Source organism: Pseudomonas sp. S5F11, from assembly GCF_019641515.1.
Taxonomy (GTDB): Bacteria; Pseudomonadota; Gammaproteobacteria; order Pseudomonadales; family Pseudomonadaceae; genus Aquipseudomonas; species Aquipseudomonas rhodesiae.
This window is the reverse complement of record NZ_JAIFJZ010000001.1, coordinates 2,910,280-2,924,459: the sequence shown is the minus strand read 5'-3', so window position 1 is coordinate 2,924,459 and position 14,180 is coordinate 2,910,280. Positions and strand designations below refer to the sequence as shown.

The following is a 14,180-nucleotide window of genomic DNA, read 5'->3' as shown; positions in this document are numbered from 1 at the left end:
TGAAGAGAGATCAGGCGGCGGTCAGCAGACCCTGGCGTTCGATAAAGGCCACGATGTCGTCCAGGCCGACCCCGGTTTTTTGGTTGCTGAACACAAAGGGTTTACCGTTGCGCATGCGCTGGGTGTCGCTGTTCATCAGTTCCAGCGAGGCGCCGACCAAGGGGGCGAGGTCGATCTTGTTGATCACCAACAGGTCGGATTTGCAGATGCCCGGGCCGCCTTTGCGCGGCAGCTTGTCGCCGGCGGACACATCGATCACGTAGATGGTCAGGTCCGACAGTTCCGGGCTGAAGGTCGCCGACAAGTTATCCCCACCGGACTCCACCAGGATCAGGTCCAGGCCGGGGAAGCGGCGGTTGAGTTGATCCACCGCTTCGAGGTTGATGGAGGCGTCTTCACGAATCGCTGTGTGCGGGCAGCCGCCGGTTTCCACGCCGATGATGCGCTCGGGCGCCAAAGCCTGGTTGCGCACCAGAAAATCGGCGTCTTCGCGGGTGTAGATGTCGTTGGTGACCACCGCCAGGTTGTAGCGATCGCGCAGGGCGAGGCATAGGGCCAGGGTCAGAGCGGTCTTGCCGGAGCCTACCGGGCCGCCAATGCCGACGCGCAAGGGTTGTGTGTGCATGTGCTTCTCCGAAGTAAAGGGCGCCAAAATCTAAAGAACCTATGAACGAAACAGGCGGCTGTACTGGCGCTCGTGGGCCATGCACGCCAGGGACAGGCCAAACGCGGCGCTGCCGCAGTGGTCGGGGTCGATGCGACTGGCGTCCTGCTGGGCTTGTTGCAACAGCGGCAGCAGTTCGCTGGTCAGGCGCTGGGCAGCTTGCTGGCCCAGGGGCAGGGTTTTCATCAGCACGGCCAATTGGTTTTCCAGCCAGCTCCACAGCCACGCGGCGAGGGCGTCTTCGGCGCTGATGCTCCAGGCGCGCGCGGCCAACGCCCAGCCGAGGGCCAGGTGCGGTTCGCTGAGGTGGTCGAGAAAGTGACGTGCGGCGGCGTCCAATTCGGGCAATCCGTTGAGCAGTTGTTGCAGGGAATAGCCCATCTGCCGACTTTCTTGATACAGCTCGCGAGTCTCACGGCTGGCGCGGTGTTCTTCGCACAATTGCGTCAGCCGCGGCCAATCCTGAGCGGCGGCCGCCCGGCAGTGGGCGAGCAGCAAAGGCGCTTCGAAGCGCGCCAGGTTGAGCAGCAACTGGTCGCCGATCCAGCGCCTGGCGCTGGCCGCATCGCAGACGCGGCCGTTCTCCACGGCCATCTCCAGGCCCTGGGAATAGCTGTAGCCGCCAATCGGCAATTGCGGGCTGGCCAGACGCAGCAACGCCCAAGCTGGGTTCATAGGCGCACGCCGAACTGATGCAGCTTGGGCGGGTAGTTGAAGTCTTCATCGCCATGGCGCGAGTGGTGATGGCCGCCGCCGTAGGCACCGTGCTCCGGTTGAAAGGGCGCCTCGATGGTTTCGGTGTGGGCGCCCAGTTGTTCGAGCATGGCTTTGAGCACGTAATCGTCGAGCAGGCGCAACCAACCATCCCCGACCTGCAGCGCCACATGGCGGTTGCCCAGGTGATAGGCGGCGCGGGTCAGCTCATAAGCGCTGCTGCAGGTGACGTGCAGCAGCTGTTCAGGGCGTGCAGTGACGCGTACGACACGTCCGTCTTCCGCTTGTAGGCATTCGCCATCGTGCAGGGGCGGCTGGCCGCGCTCCAGAAACAGGCCGACGTCTTCACCATCGGCACTGAAACAGCGCAGGCGGCTTTTGCTGCGCGCTTCGAAATTCAGCTGCAACTCAGCGGCCCAGAGGGCTTGGGGGGCAATTCGGCGATGGATCACCAGCATCAGAAGGCTTCCAGCTAGGGGCAATGAACCAGCTAGAGCAAGGGCCTTGCCAACCCCGCAAAAGCGTAGGAATTACCTGTAGGTGGGGAGGCGGCTGCCACCGAATGGGGCAGTGCTGCGCGCAGGGAGTGCCTCAATATGGTGCGTCTGCCGGTGGCTTGCCCCGGACATGGGCGCTTTGGGATTTTTCCTACGACATCTCGGGATTCGGCGCTCAGCGCGCTACACGGCCGGTGATTAGGCTTTGCGCCGTGTTTAATCCGCTGCGATGTTCATCATGTTTAAGTCATTTTTATGTTCGTTTTTTATCGGCTTGTCGTTTGTTGTGTCGTCGGCTTCAGCCAACTATCAACCGCGTTCGACCCTCGGCGCGTCACTGCAAAGCCTGCCGTCTGCCTCGATTACCAATGTGATCGACCGGGCCCATGAATTGTTGGGCACACCTTATAAGTGGGGCGGCATGTCGGTGGAGCAAGGCTTCGATTGCAGCAGCTTGCTGGTCTACCTGTTCAAGACCCAAGCCAATATCCAGATCCCACGCACCACGGCGGCGATGCACCGTTCAACGGCCGCCACCATCCAGCGCAACGCCCTCAAACCCGGCGATGCGGTGTTTTTCAAGGGCAATGGTCGCGGGCAAGTCAGTCACGTAGGGCTTTACATTGGCGAGGGCAAATTCATTCACTCGCCCCGTACCGGCAAGAACGTACGCATCGACTCGTTGAGCAACAGTTATTGGAACAAGCACTACACCACCGCCAAGCGTTTCCACGCGGCGGGTTGATTGGTCTACTCGGTGCTGCCCAGCCCTTGCCAGTGCTTGAGGCCGATAAAGATAAAGCGCAGCTGTTGAGTGATCTTCGCCTGGGGCGTGAGGTGGGCCGGCAGAGCCTGGGCCGGAGGGTCGATGATATCGGGCAGGGTGGCGAACACGCTCTTGACGATCAGGTCGGCCATCACATGCAAGCCTTCGGCATTCAGGTGTTGCAGCTTTGGCATCAGCGTCAGGTCGGCCGCCAGGTCGCGGGTAATGTCTTCGCGCAGTGCGGCGATGGCCTGACGCACGGCGAGGCAGCCGCCATATTGCTCGCGGGCCAGAAACAGGAATTGCGAGCGATTGGCCGACACCACATCGAGAAAGATGCGTACGGAGGCATCAATGATGCCGCCCATGACGAATTCGTTATGGCGCACCAGGCGAATGGTGGCGCGGAAGGTCTGGCCGACTTCGCTGACCAGCACCAGGCCCAGTTGATCCATATCGGCAAAGTGTCGATAGAAGCCGGTGGGGACAATGCCGGCCGTTTTGGCCACTTCGCGCAGGCTCAAGCTGCCAAACCCACGGCCGCACTCCATCAGATGACGAGCAGCGTCCATCAGGGCAAGGCGGGTCTGTTGCTTTTGTTCGGCACGGGGCAGCATGGGCGGGCGGGCTTTGTGGACAAGTACAGCGACGCACTCTAGCAAAACCGCTTGATCGGCGTCGAACTTGGCGGGGTCAGCGGCGAGACAGGTTCTGCAGAAAGTCAAAAGCCCGATCGGCGGATCGGGCTTTTTTCTGGGCCACCACAGGCTCAGCTCTGTGCTTGATGCATTTCTTCCAGGCGGTCGGCACCACCTTCGGCAACGGCATTGCGTTCCAGCAGACGATCAGCACCACCTTCGGCAACACCGTCAGTGTAGGTGCGTTTGTTGGCACGGTCGGAACCACCTTCGGCCACTGCGTTGCGCTCCATCAAACGATCCGCGCCGCCTTCGACCAAACCTTTTTCTTGCAGGCGATTAAAGCCGTTTTCAGCAACAGCGCCTTTGGCGTAGTCGCGGTTCTCTTCTTCTTGCGAACCGCTGCGTGCCACGGTTTGGCTCGACTGCACGGCTTGGGCTTTGTTCTGTGGGGTGGCTTGTTCGGCGGCTGGCAGGGCAAAGGCGCTCGAAGCCAGGACAGATAACAGGACGGTAGCGAGTACTTGGCGTTTCATGATCAGTTGCTCCTTGGGAGGGCGATAAAGTGGGTACGTGGCTAATGCTACTCTCGATAAGTCGATATAAAAGTTCATAAACACAATGGTAATAATCAACAGAATTGATTGTTCTCGCCGAGGGCTCTAGATCGCACCTCTCAAGCACGCGGTTTTGCACCGTGGTGGGTATTTTCGACACGCTGGCGGGTAACATTGGTGCGCCATCGATGGTGGAAACTGTCGATCCGGTCAGGAAAACCAGTTTTTTGCGCGACTTCTCGCCCTTAAAACGCGATCGGGTTAAACCCGTGGGCGGTTTGCCAGTCGTAGTCTTGTAAGCTGTTCTAAAGGCTGTCACCCAGCCGGTCGTATTCAGGAGTTCTGTGCAATGACGCGCACTCGTAAAGTCGTGGTTTGGAGCTGCGCCAGCTTCGTCGTGTTAATCGCTGCGGTAGTGCTGTTTCTAGTGTTTTTTGATTGGAACCGCATCAAACCGCCCCTCAATGCCAAAGTGTCCGAAGAGCTGCATCGCCCGTTTGCCATCAATGGCAACCTTGCCGTGAAGTGGCAGCGCGAGCCCGACGAAGGCGGCTGGCGCGCCTGGGTGCCGTGGCCCCATGTGATTGCCGAAGACCTGACCCTGGGCAACCCCGACTGGTCGAAAAAGCCGCAGATGGTCACCCTCAAAAAAGTGGAGCTGCGCATTTCGCCCCTGGCATTGTTGGCGCAACGGGTGGTTATCCCACGTATCGACCTCACTGAGCCGAGCGCCGAATTGCAGCGCCTGGCCGATGGCCGCGCCAACTGGACCTTCACGTTCGACCCTAAAGACCCCGACGCCGAGCCCTCCAATTGGGTGGTGGACATTGGCGCCATCGGGTTCGACAACGGCCATGTGACGCTCGACGATCAAACCCTCAAAACCCAGCTCGACGTGATCATCGACCTGTTGGGCAAACCCATTCCCTTCGGCGAAATCGTCGGCGATGCCGATGCCAAAAAAGCCTTGGAAAAAGGCTCGGCCCCTCAGGACTACGTGTTCGCCCTCAAGGTCAAAGGCCAGTACCACGGCCAGAAGCTCGACGGTGCCGGCAAAATCGGCGGGCTGTTGGCTCTGCAGGACGCAAACAAACCGTTTCCGCTGCAAGCTCAGGTCAAGATCGCCGACACCAGCATCGCCCTGGCCGGCACGCTGACCGAGCCACTGAACCTCGGCGCCCTCGACCTGCGCCTCAAACTCGCCGGCACCAGCTTGAGCAACCTGTACCCGCTGACCGGCGTGACCTTGCCCGATTCACCGGCGTACGCCACCGACGGTCACCTGATCGCCAAGCTGCACGACGCCAGTGGTGCGTCGTTTCGCTACGAGAACTTCAACGGCAAGATCGGCAACAGTGATATCCACGGCGACCTGGCCTATGTCGCCAGCCAGCCAAGGCCCAAACTCAGCGGTACGCTGGTGTCCAACCAGTTGCTGATGACCGACCTCGCGCCCCTGATCGGCGCCGATTCCAATGCCAAGCAAAAGGCCCGTGGCGGCGACAGCAAGCAGCCGGCGACCAAGGTGCTGCCGGTGGAAGAGTTCCGCACCGAGCGCTGGCGCGACATGGACGCCGATGTGGAATTCACCGGTAAGCGCATCGTGCACAGCGCCGACTTGCCTTTCACCGACCTCTACACGCACCTGGTGCTCAACGATGGCGAACTGAGCCTGGAACCCCTGCGTTTCGGCGTGGCCGGCGGCAAGCTCGATGCGCAGATTCGCCTGAATGGCCGCACCACGCCCATGGAAGGTCGCGCCCGGCTCACCGCGCGCAACTTCAAGCTCAAGCAACTGTTCCCCAGCTTCGAACCGATGAAAACCAGCTTCGGCGAACTCAACGGCGATGCGGATATTTCCGGGCGCGGCAACTCCGTCGCGGCGCTGCTGGGCACCTCCAACGGTGATCTGAAGATGCTGATCAACGACGGCGCCATCAGCCGTGGTCTGATGGAAATCGCCGGCCTCAACGTGGGCAATTACGTGGTGGGGCGCCTGTTCGGCGACAAGGAAGTAAAGATCAACTGCGCGGCGGCGGACTTCGGCGTCAAGAGCGGCCTGGCCACCACGCGGCTGTTCGTGTTCGACACCGAGAACGCGATCATCTATGTCGACGGCACGGCCAACATGGCCACAGAGCAGTTGGACCTGACCATCACCCCTGAGTCCAAAGGCTTTCGCCTGTTCTCCCTGCGCTCGCCGCTGTACGTCAACGGCCCATTTATCAAGCCCAACGCGGGCGTTAAAGCCATTCCCCTGGCCCTGCGGGGTGCAGGCATGGTGGCCCTCGGTGTGATCGCCGGCCCCGCCGCCGGCCTGCTCGCCCTAGTGGCCCCGAGCGGTGACGCGCCGAACCAGTGTGCGCCGTTGTTGCAGCAGATGAAGGAAGGCAAGGCGCCGAAGACGGTGAAGGGTTGACGTGACGCACGTTGAATAAGTGGGAGCAGGCAGGCCCTCTCCCACACAAACAAAAGGGGAGCTGACTGATCAGCTCCCCTTTTGTTTGTGTCGCGGTTTACAGGCTTTCGAGAATATCCGCCATGTCGTCCGCGTGCTCTTCTTCCTGGGCCAGGATGTCTTCGAAGATGCGGCGGGTGGTCGGGTCTTTGTCGCCGATGTATTGGATGATCTCGCGATAGCTGTCTACGGCGATGCGCTCGGCCACCAGGTCTTCGTAGACCATTTCTTTGAGGGTGTTGCCCGCCACGTATTGCGCGTGGGAGTTCTTCGACAGCAGGTCGGGGTTGAACTCAGGTTCACCGCCCAATTGCACGATGCGCTCGGCGAGTTTGTCGGCGTGTTCGGCTTCCTGGGTGGCGTGTTCGAGGAATTCCTGCGCGGCGACGGCGGCTTTGATGCCGCTGGCCATGAAGTAGTGGCGCTTGTAGCGCAGCACGCACACCAGTTCAGTGGCGAGGGAGGCGTTGAGCAGGCGAATGATTTCTTCGCGGTCAGCGTCATAGCCCTCGGTCACGGCACCGTTTTCGACGTTCTGGCGGGCGCGGCTGCGCAGGGTGGCAACGTCGGTCAAGTTTGCTTCAGTCATCTCAATCTCCTGGGGCTAATCCGGGTTACGCCACGCTCTGTCGGCGTGATCGCTCCAAGTTGTGAGTGCTGGGCGAGGCAAAAAGTTTTATCGGATTTGCCGCCTGCGTCATCAGCCGGACTTGCAGTTGGGCTAGGCTGCACGGCATCCAAGTATTTTCGAGGACGTTCGCTTCATGCCGCAGTCGTTAGCCACACGTTATCCGTTGGTACTGGTGCCCGGCATGCTGGGGTTCGTGCGTATCGGGCTGTTCCCTTATTGGTACGGTATCGTCCCGGCCCTGCGCGCGGGTGGGGCGCAAGTCTTCCCGGTGCAGGTGGCGCCGTTGGATTCCAACGAGGTGCGCGGCGAGCAATTGCTGGTGCAGATCGAGCGCATCCGCCGCGAGACCGGCGCAGAGAAGGTCAACCTGATTGGCCATAGCCAGGGCTCGCTCACCGCACGCTACGCGGCGGCCAAACGGCCGGAGTGGGTGGCGTCGGTGACGTCGGTGGCTGGGCCCAATCACGGCTCGGAACTGGCCGACTACTTCCACACCCATTACCCCATCGACAGCGTCAAGGGGCGGCTGGTGAGCGCGTTGTTGCACCTGGTGGCCTGGCTAATGGGCCTGCTGGAAACTGGCTATCGCGGCCCGCGCTTCAAGGCGGACTTGCAGGCGTCGCACCAGTCCCTGACCAGTGCCGGTGTGGCGCTGTTCAATCGCCAATACCCCCAGGGGCTGCCCGACACCTGGGGCGGCCAGGGCGCGGCGCAGGTCAACGGCGTGCGTTATTACTCATGGTCCGGCACCTTGCAGCCAGGCAAGACCGACCGCGGGCGCAACCTGTTCGATGGCACCCACCGCAGTTGCCGGCTGTTCGCCCGCAGTTTCGTACGGGAGAAAGGCCAGTGCGATGGCATGGTCGGGCGATACAGTTCGCACCTGGGGGTGGTGATTGGCGACGACTATGCGCTGGACCACTTCGACATCGTCAATCAGTCCCTAGGCCTGGTGGGCAAGGGCGCCGAGCCGATCCGCCTGTTTGTCGAGCACGCACGACGCTTGAAAGCGGCGGGGGTTTAAGCGGATCGACGCACCGGTGTGGTCCAGCGTTCCGACAGAACCACGCCGCCCAGGGTCAGCAACCCACCCACCAAGTGATACAACGCCAGTTCTTCCTTGAGCACCGCCGCCGCAATAAGTGCGGTGATCAGCGGCAGCAGGTTGAAAAACAGCGTGGTGCGGCTCGGCCCGAGGGTTTTGACCGAATGCATCCACGCCAGCGGTGCGAGCATCGACGCCAGCACGCAGGCGTACAGCACCAAGGGAATATTCGCCCAGCCCAGGCCGGCCTTTGCGGAGAACAGGTACAGCGGTAACAGCACCACCACCGCCACCAGTATCTGCAAATACAACAACACCAACGGCGGCAGGCGCAGCTGCCATTTTTTCAGCAGCGTGCTGTAGACCGCATAGGCCAGGGTGGCCACCAGCATCATCGCGTCGCCCAGGTTGACCCCATGTTGCAGCAGGGCGCCGAGGCTGCCGGCCGACACCACCACCGCCACCCCGGCAAACGACAGCACCGCCCCCGTGAGCGCGCCGAAGGTCAGGCGCTGGCCGAGGCTGATAATGGCGGCGGTCAATGCCATCAACGGCATCAGCGACAGAATGATGCCCATATTAGTGGCGCTGGTCAGCGACGCGGCGTAATACGCCAGGCTCTGGTACACCGCCATGCCTAGCACGCCGAGGATGCAAATCTTGACCAGGTTGGGGCGGATGGTCGGCCAATGAGCGATCACCGGTTTGAGCATGAACGGGGTAAACAGCAGGGCCGCCAGCAGCCAGCGGTAGAAACCGATTTCGGCAGGGAAGATCGAACCCACGGCCAATTTGTTGACCACGGTGTTGCCGGCCCAGATAAAGATGGCCAGCAGGGGATAAGCGTATTGCATGACAGCGCCGCATGGATGAATGAGCGGGGATTATCCTCTCTCAGCGCCGGAAGGTGTAACAAGGATTGACTACACTCTGCACAGGCCGTGCCCTCCGCATGGTAACCGGGAGAAAACTCCATGAAGATGCTGCGTATTCCGTTGTTGATGATGGGCCTGCTGCTGTGTGCCCAGGGCTTTGCCGCCACCGCCCAGCAGACCAAGATGACCACCTGCAACGCCGAAGCCACCACCAAGACGCTCAAGGGCGATGAGCGCAAGGCGTTTATGAAAACCTGCCTGTCGGCCCCGGCCGCCAACGATGCCAAGACGCTGACGCCGCAGCAGCAGAAAATGAAGGATTGCAACGCGTCGGCGAAAACCAAGGCGCTGACCGGTGATGCGCGCAAGACCTTTATGAGTAGCTGCCTCAAGGGCAGTTGAGTAGGCGACTCCTCTTGGGTGAGGGCGACTCATCGACTTGCCCCCGATAACGGTGTATCAGTCAGCTCTTGCGTCCACTGATGCACCGCAATCGGGGGCAAGCCCCTTCCCACGCTTGATCGCACTCGCTTGATTCTCTCAAGGCTGGCAGACTGCCCATCCTTTAACGCCGTTCGTTTTGAGGCTGTATGCCAACGTTTTCTCAGCGTCATATGTTGTTGCTGGCCAGCTACATCATTATTTTTGGCGGATTGCTGCTGGTATTGCCGCTCAAGTTGCTACCCAGCCTGCTGGCCGGTCTGTTGGTCTACGAACTGGTCAACATGCTCACCCCTCAACTGCAACGGCTGATCGAAGGCCGGCGCGCGCGCTGGCTGGCGGTGGCCTTGCTGGGCACCGTGATCGTCAGCGTGCTGACGCTGATCTTTGCCGGCGCTATTAGCTTCCTGCTCCACGAAGCGGAAAACCCTGGCGCTTCCCTCGACAAGTTCATGGGCGTGGTCGACCGTGCGCGCGGCCAACTGCCGCCCTTCCTCGACGCCTACCTGCCCGCCAGCGCCGCCGAGTTCCGCGTGGCCATCGGCGACTGGCTGAGCAAGCACCTGAGCGAACTGCAACTGGTGGGCAAAGACGCGGCGCACATGTTCGTCACCCTGCTGATCGGCATGGTGCTCGGCGCGATCATTGCCCTGCAACGGATTCCCGACCTGACCAAGCGCAAGCCCCTGGCCGCGGCGCTGTTCGACCGCCTGCACCTGCTGGTCCAGGCGTTTCGCAATATCGTCTTCGCGCAAATCAAAATCGCCGCCCTCAACACCGCCTTCACCGCGGTGTTCCTGGCCGTGGTGCTGCCGCTGTGCGGCATTCACCTGCCGCTGACCAAGACCCTGATCGTGCTGACCTTCTTGCTCGGCCTGTTGCCGGTGATTGGCAACCTGATGTCCAACACCCTGATCACCATCGTCGCGCTGTCGTTGTCGATTTGGGTCGCCGTGGCTGCGTTGGGCTATCTGATCGTGATCCACAAGGTCGAGTACTTCCTCAACGCCCGCATCGTGGGCGGGCAGATCAGTGCCAAATCGTGGGAATTGTTGTTGGCGATGCTGGTGTTCGAAGCGGCATTCGGTTTGCCGGGGGTGGTGGCGGGGCCGATTTACTATGCGTACCTCAAGAGTGAGTTGAAGCTGGGGGGGATGGTTTAAGGCTTGTTTTGCCTGGGCTGACGCCATCGGGGGCAAGCCCCCTCCCACCTTTGAATGCGTTCACAAATCAAAATGTGGGAGGGGGCTTGCCCCCGATAAACTCACCTCGGTATCCCAGGTGAAATTCAGCAGCCGTAGCGCTTACTCGCCTCAATCGCCAACCCGCTGCCGATACTGCCGAAAATATTCCCTTCCACATGCCGCGCATTCGGCAACATCGCCGCGATGCTGTGGCGCAGTGCCGGGATGCCGCTGGAGCCGCCGGTGAAGAACACGGTGTCTACCTGCGCCACGCTGACCGAGGCATCGTTGAGCAGTTGAGTCACGCTGCCACGTACGCGTTCGAGCAGCCCGTCGATGGCTGACTCGAACAAGCTGCGGCTCAGGTCCACGCTCAGGCCACGCTCGATGCGGTCGAGCGGCACATGGCGATTGTCGTCGTGGGTCAGCTGGATCTTGGTTTCTTCCACTTCCATCGCCAGCCAGTGCCCGGCGCGCTGTTCGATCAGCTTGAACAGGCGGTCGATGCCGCCGGTGTCTTCGATGTCGTAGCGCATGCTGCCCAGGGCCAACTGGGATTTTTGCGAGTACACCGAGTTGATGGTGTGCCAGGTCGCCAGGTTCATGTGGTGGCTGGTGGGCATGTAGGCGCCGCTCTTCATGCGGCTGCCGTAGCCGAACAGCGGCATCATGCCGGCCAACGAGAGTTGCTTGTCGAAGTCGGTTCCGCCGATGTGCACGCCGCCGGTGGCGAGGATGTCATCGTGGCGGTTGTCGTTGTGGCGACGCTCCGGTGACAGGCGCACCAGCGAGAAGTCGGACGTACCTCCGCCGATGTCGACGATCAGCACCAGCTCTTCCTTTTCGATGGTGGATTCGTAGTCGAACGCTGCGGCAATCGGTTCGTACTGGAACGAGATGTCTTTGAAACCGATCTTGCGGGCCACATCTACCAGTGTGTTTTCCGCTTCCTGGTCGGCCAGCGGGTCGTCATCGACAAAGAACACCGGGCGCCCCAGCACCACTTCTTCGAACTCGCGGCCGGCGTTGGCTTCGGCGCGGCTTTTGAGCTGGCCGATAAACAGCGCCAGCAGGTCGGTGAACGGCATCGCTGTGCCCAATACGCTGGTGTCGTGCTTGATCAGCTTGGAACCCAGCAGGCTCTTGAGCGAGCGCATCAGCCGGCCTTCGTAGTTTTCCAGGTATTCGTGCAGGGCCAGGCGACCATAGACCGGGCGACGCTCCTCGAAGTTGAAGAACACCACCGACGGCAGGGTGATTTTGTCGTCCTCCAGCGCAATAAGCGTCTCCTCGCCGGGGCGGATCCAGCCGACGGTGGAGTTGGACGTGCCGAAGTCGATGCCGCAGGCACGGGCTGGGGATGGGTTTTTCATGTCTATCGGGTTCCGGTCGAAAAACGGCCGCGCAGTGTATGCCAGTCGAGGGCCGATGCGTAGGCCGACTATCTGTTAAATCACGCTTGAAAGTCGCCGATTTGCCCCCACATCTGTTGCATACGGCTAGCGCCGATAACACTTTGACGCACCCCCAGGCCATAAGACTCAACAAGTGCAAAGCATCGCACCTTGTGCCCTGGGCTGTGCGATCCCGATGAGAGGATGGTGAACCGCCGATGGATTTCAAAGACTACTACAAGATTCTGGGTGTCGAGCCGACGGCCGATGACAAGGAAATCAAGACCGCCTATCGCAAGCTGGCTCGCAAATATCACCCCGATGTGAGCAAGGAAAAAGACGCCGAAGCCAAGTTCAAGGACGCGTCCGAAGCCTATGAAGCGCTCAAAAGCGCGGATAAGCGCGCCGAATACGACGAGCTGCGCAAGTATGGTCAGCATGGTCAGCCGTTCCAGGGGCCACCGGGCTGGCAGAGCCGTGGCGGCTTTGGTGGCGGCCAGGACGCGGGCGATTTTTCGGACTTCTTCAGTTCGATCTTCGGCTCCCGTGGCGACGCCTTTGGCGGCGGCCAGCGCCGCTCCGCAGCGCGCAAGGGCCAGGACGTGGAGATGCAACTCTCGGTATTCCTTGAGGAGACGCTGTCCACCGAGTCCAAGCAGATCAGCTTCCAGGTGCCGCAATACGACGCCTCGGGCCGGCATGTCAGCAACACCACCAAGAGCCTGAACGTGAAGATCCCCGCCGGCGTCACCGACGGCGAGCGTATCCGCCTCAAGGGGCAGGGTGCGCCCGGCGTGGCCGGTGGGCCCAATGGCGATCTGTACCTGATCATCAAGTTCGCGCCGCACCCCAAGTTCGAAGTGGACGGCGAAAACCTGATCACCCACTTGCCGCTGGCGCCGTGGGAATTGGCGTTGGGCGCGGAAGTCGCGGTGCCGACCTTGACCGGCAGGATCAACCTCAAAGTGCCGGCCGGCAGCCAGAACGGCCAGCGCATGCGCGTCAAGGGTCACGGCTTGATGAACAAGGCTGGGCAGCGCGGGTTCCTCTACGTGCAGCTCAAGGCAGTGATGCCTAAGCAGGCCGACGACGAAACCATCGCGCTGTGGCAGGCGCTGGCCAAGAAGGCCAACTTCAACCCGCGCGAAAACGTCTAAACCCGCCCCGGCGCGGGACCGTCAAAGCGAGCGCGGCAGCACCATGGTAAAGGTGGTGCCGTCCGCCTCGCTGGACGTCACTTCAATGCTGCCCCGATGGGCCAGCACCACTTCCTTGACGATAAACAAACCCAACCCCAGGCTGGTCGACGTGCTGCCCGGTTCCTCGTTGGCGCTGCGCACCAATGGGTCGAACACCGTGCCCAGGGCGGCTTCAGGGATCGGCGGGCCGTAGTTGTGCATGCGCAATTCCACGCTGTCCGCCGTGCCTTTGAGCGTCAAGGTCACCGCCTGGCTGTGGGTGCCGTGCTGCAAGGCGTTGCCGATCAGATTCTGCAGCAGTTGGTCGACGCGGCCACGGTCCCACTGGCCATGGGTGTCGCCATGGATGATCAGCGCCGGGTTGCATTCCGGGCGACCTGCGCACGCCTCGTCGATGGCCTCGCGCGCGGCGTCCGCCAGGCTCATGGGTTTGGGGTCGATGGGCAGGCTGCTGCCCAAACGGCTGCGTACGAACTCCAGCAGGTCGCTGACCATCGCCCCCATGTGGCGCGCGCCGTTGCGGATATTGCCCAGCAGGCTCAACCCCTGGTTATCCAACTGCGCCTTGCGCAACAGCATCTCGCTCGACATGTTCACTGCCTGCAACGGCGCGCGCAGGTCGTGGCCGAGGATCGCCAGGAAGATGTCCCGCGAGCGCGCCACCTGTTCGGCGTAGGCCGCGGTGGACTCGGCCAGGGCTTCGTCGATGGCTTCATTGAAGCGGATCATGTCTTGCAGGTCTGCCCGTTGCGGGGTCGGCACACTGTCGACCCACAGGCGGATCACGCAGGCGCGCAAATGGCGGAACTCGGAGGTCATCTGCACCAGGTCAAAGCCCACGGTATGGCGCAGCTCGCCATGGCTGGCGGCGGCTTGATCCAGGCTGGGGGTTTTCTCCGGGCCTTCGCCCTTGGCCTTGGCGGCTTGTTCGCTGGCGCTTTGGCGGGTGTTCATGTCACGGGCGGCGGCCAGCAGGATCGAATGGGCGTGGTCGCGCAATTGTGTGCGGTTGAGGGTGTCGGCGGCGGGTGTCAGGGTCTGGGCGAACAGCTCCCATTCATCAACGATCTGCTCGGCGTGTAACACGATGAATTCGGATAAACGCATGGCCAGGTTT

At 61.5% G+C, this 14,180-nt stretch carries 15 protein-coding genes; 6 read left to right on the top strand and 9 right to left on the bottom strand.

Features of this window, described 5'->3' with window-relative positions; translation table 11 throughout:
* Positions 1 to 10 precede the first annotated feature (10 nt).
* From ureG to ureE, 3 genes are read right to left on the bottom strand one after another with little or no spacing between them, the layout of a single operon-like run.
* Positions 11 to 625: an urease accessory protein UreG gene (gene ureG, locus K1567_RS13310; RefSeq protein WP_034095639.1), complete on the bottom strand. Its 615-nt coding sequence runs from the start codon at positions 623 to 625 to the stop codon at positions 11 to 13.
* 39 nt (positions 626 to 664) lie between these two features.
* A complete protein-coding gene (locus K1567_RS13305; RefSeq protein ID WP_123479538.1) occupies positions 665 to 1,339 on the bottom strand; it encodes an urease accessory protein UreF in 675 nt (224 codons plus the stop codon).
* Positions 1,336 to 1,836, bottom strand: a complete 501-nt coding sequence (gene ureE, locus K1567_RS13300; protein ID WP_034111550.1) for an urease accessory protein UreE — start codon at positions 1,834 to 1,836, stop codon at positions 1,336 to 1,338. Before ureE ends, K1567_RS13305 begins: the two co-directional genes overlap by 4 nt.
* A 277-nt stretch (positions 1,837 to 2,113) precedes the next feature.
* Here ureE and K1567_RS13295 point away from each other — a divergent pair, with 277 nt between their 5' ends.
* The gene (locus K1567_RS13295; protein ID WP_123479640.1) at positions 2,114 to 2,620 is read left to right on the top strand and encodes a C40 family peptidase; all 507 of its coding nucleotides are present in this window, start codon (positions 2,114 to 2,116) and stop codon (positions 2,618 to 2,620) included.
* A gap of 5 nt (positions 2,621 to 2,625) precedes the next feature.
* Here the strand turns inward: K1567_RS13295 and K1567_RS13290 are convergent, their stop codons facing one another.
* A complete protein-coding gene (locus tag K1567_RS13290; RefSeq protein ID WP_034095642.1) occupies positions 2,626 to 3,258 on the bottom strand; it encodes a TetR family transcriptional regulator in 633 nt (210 codons plus the stop codon).
* Between the two features lie 152 nt (positions 3,259 to 3,410).
* Entirely contained in the window at positions 3,411 to 3,815 is a 405-nt protein-coding gene (locus K1567_RS13285; protein WP_034095643.1) for a hypothetical protein, read from the bottom strand.
* Positions 3,816 to 4,185: 370 nt separating this feature from the next.
* Between K1567_RS13285 and K1567_RS13280 the strand changes: the two genes are divergently transcribed.
* Entirely contained in the window at positions 4,186 to 6,255 is a 2,070-nt protein-coding gene (locus tag K1567_RS13280; RefSeq protein ID WP_184336538.1) for an AsmA family protein, read from the top strand.
* Between the two features lie 97 nt (positions 6,256 to 6,352).
* Here the strand turns inward: K1567_RS13280 and K1567_RS13275 are convergent, their stop codons facing one another.
* A complete protein-coding gene (locus K1567_RS13275; protein WP_034095645.1) occupies positions 6,353 to 6,883 on the bottom strand; it encodes a bacterioferritin in 531 nt (176 codons plus the stop codon).
* 175 nt (positions 6,884 to 7,058) lie between these two features.
* Here K1567_RS13275 and K1567_RS13270 point away from each other — a divergent pair, with 175 nt between their 5' ends.
* Positions 7,059 to 7,949: a triacylglycerol lipase gene (locus K1567_RS13270; RefSeq protein ID WP_034111554.1), complete on the top strand. Its 891-nt coding sequence runs from the start codon at positions 7,059 to 7,061 to the stop codon at positions 7,947 to 7,949.
* Here K1567_RS13270 and K1567_RS13265 read toward each other — a convergent pair.
* A complete protein-coding gene (locus K1567_RS13265; RefSeq protein WP_220698561.1) occupies positions 7,946 to 8,824 on the bottom strand; it encodes a DMT family transporter in 879 nt (292 codons plus the stop codon). The genes K1567_RS13270 and K1567_RS13265 overlap by 4 nt on opposite strands.
* Before the next feature lie 120 nt (positions 8,825 to 8,944).
* Between K1567_RS13265 and K1567_RS13260 the strand changes: the two genes are divergently transcribed.
* Entirely contained in the window at positions 8,945 to 9,247 is a 303-nt protein-coding gene (locus K1567_RS13260) for a PsiF family protein (RefSeq protein ID WP_034095648.1), read from the top strand.
* Positions 9,248 to 9,435: 188 nt separating this feature from the next.
* Positions 9,436 to 10,449, top strand: a complete 1,014-nt coding sequence (locus K1567_RS13255; protein WP_034095649.1) for an AI-2E family transporter — start codon at positions 9,436 to 9,438, stop codon at positions 10,447 to 10,449.
* Positions 10,450 to 10,574: 125 nt separating this feature from the next.
* On the opposite strand, the gene K1567_RS13250 is transcribed toward K1567_RS13255, so the two are convergent.
* Positions 10,575 to 11,843, bottom strand: coding sequence for an Hsp70 family protein (locus K1567_RS13250; protein WP_034095650.1), 1,269 nt, complete (start codon positions 11,841 to 11,843; stop codon positions 10,575 to 10,577).
* A 239-nt stretch (positions 11,844 to 12,082) separates the two neighbouring features.
* Here K1567_RS13250 and K1567_RS13245 point away from each other — a divergent pair, with 239 nt between their 5' ends.
* Positions 12,083 to 13,021, top strand: coding sequence for a DnaJ C-terminal domain-containing protein (locus K1567_RS13245; RefSeq protein ID WP_034136683.1), 939 nt, complete (start codon positions 12,083 to 12,085; stop codon positions 13,019 to 13,021).
* Positions 13,022 to 13,042: 21 nt separating this feature from the next.
* Here the strand turns inward: K1567_RS13245 and K1567_RS13240 are convergent, their stop codons facing one another.
* Complete coding sequence (locus tag K1567_RS13240; RefSeq protein ID WP_220698560.1) at positions 13,043 to 14,170, bottom strand: sensor histidine kinase KdpD; 1,128 nt, start codon at positions 14,168 to 14,170, stop codon at positions 13,043 to 13,045.
* Positions 14,171 to 14,180 lie beyond the last annotated feature (10 nt).

Coding starts and splice junctions, on each gene's coding strand:
- ureG (WP_034095639.1), bottom strand. CDS start 625: ATGCACACACAACCCTTGCGCGTCGGCATTGGCGGCCCGGTAGGCTCC.
- K1567_RS13265 (WP_220698561.1), bottom strand. CDS start 8,824: ATGCAATACGCTTATCCCCTGCTGGCCATCTTTATCTGGGCCGGCAAC.
- K1567_RS13295 (WP_123479640.1), top strand. CDS start 2,114: ATGTTTAAGTCATTTTTATGTTCGTTTTTTATCGGCTTGTCGTTTGTT.
- K1567_RS13305 (WP_123479538.1), bottom strand. CDS start 1,339: ATGAACCCAGCTTGGGCGTTGCTGCGTCTGGCCAGCCCGCAATTGCCG.
- K1567_RS13290 (WP_034095642.1), bottom strand. CDS start 3,258: ATGCTGCCCCGTGCCGAACAAAAGCAACAGACCCGCCTTGCCCTGATG.
- K1567_RS13250 (WP_034095650.1), bottom strand. CDS start 11,843: ATGAAAAACCCATCCCCAGCCCGTGCCTGCGGCATCGACTTCGGCACG.
- K1567_RS13255 (WP_034095649.1), top strand. CDS start 9,436: ATGCCAACGTTTTCTCAGCGTCATATGTTGTTGCTGGCCAGCTACATC.
- ureE (WP_034111550.1), bottom strand. CDS start 1,836: ATGCTGGTGATCCATCGCCGAATTGCCCCCCAAGCCCTCTGGGCCGCT.
- K1567_RS13240 (WP_220698560.1), bottom strand. CDS start 14,170: ATGCGTTTATCCGAATTCATCGTGTTACACGCCGAGCAGATCGTTGAT.
- K1567_RS13285 (WP_034095643.1), bottom strand. CDS start 3,815: ATGAAACGCCAAGTACTCGCTACCGTCCTGTTATCTGTCCTGGCTTCG.
- K1567_RS13275 (WP_034095645.1), bottom strand. CDS start 6,883: ATGACTGAAGCAAACTTGACCGACGTTGCCACCCTGCGCAGCCGCGCC.
- K1567_RS13280 (WP_184336538.1), top strand. CDS start 4,186: ATGACGCGCACTCGTAAAGTCGTGGTTTGGAGCTGCGCCAGCTTCGTC.
- K1567_RS13260 (WP_034095648.1), top strand. CDS start 8,945: ATGAAGATGCTGCGTATTCCGTTGTTGATGATGGGCCTGCTGCTGTGT.
- K1567_RS13270 (WP_034111554.1), top strand. CDS start 7,059: ATGCCGCAGTCGTTAGCCACACGTTATCCGTTGGTACTGGTGCCCGGC.
- K1567_RS13245 (WP_034136683.1), top strand. CDS start 12,083: ATGGATTTCAAAGACTACTACAAGATTCTGGGTGTCGAGCCGACGGCC.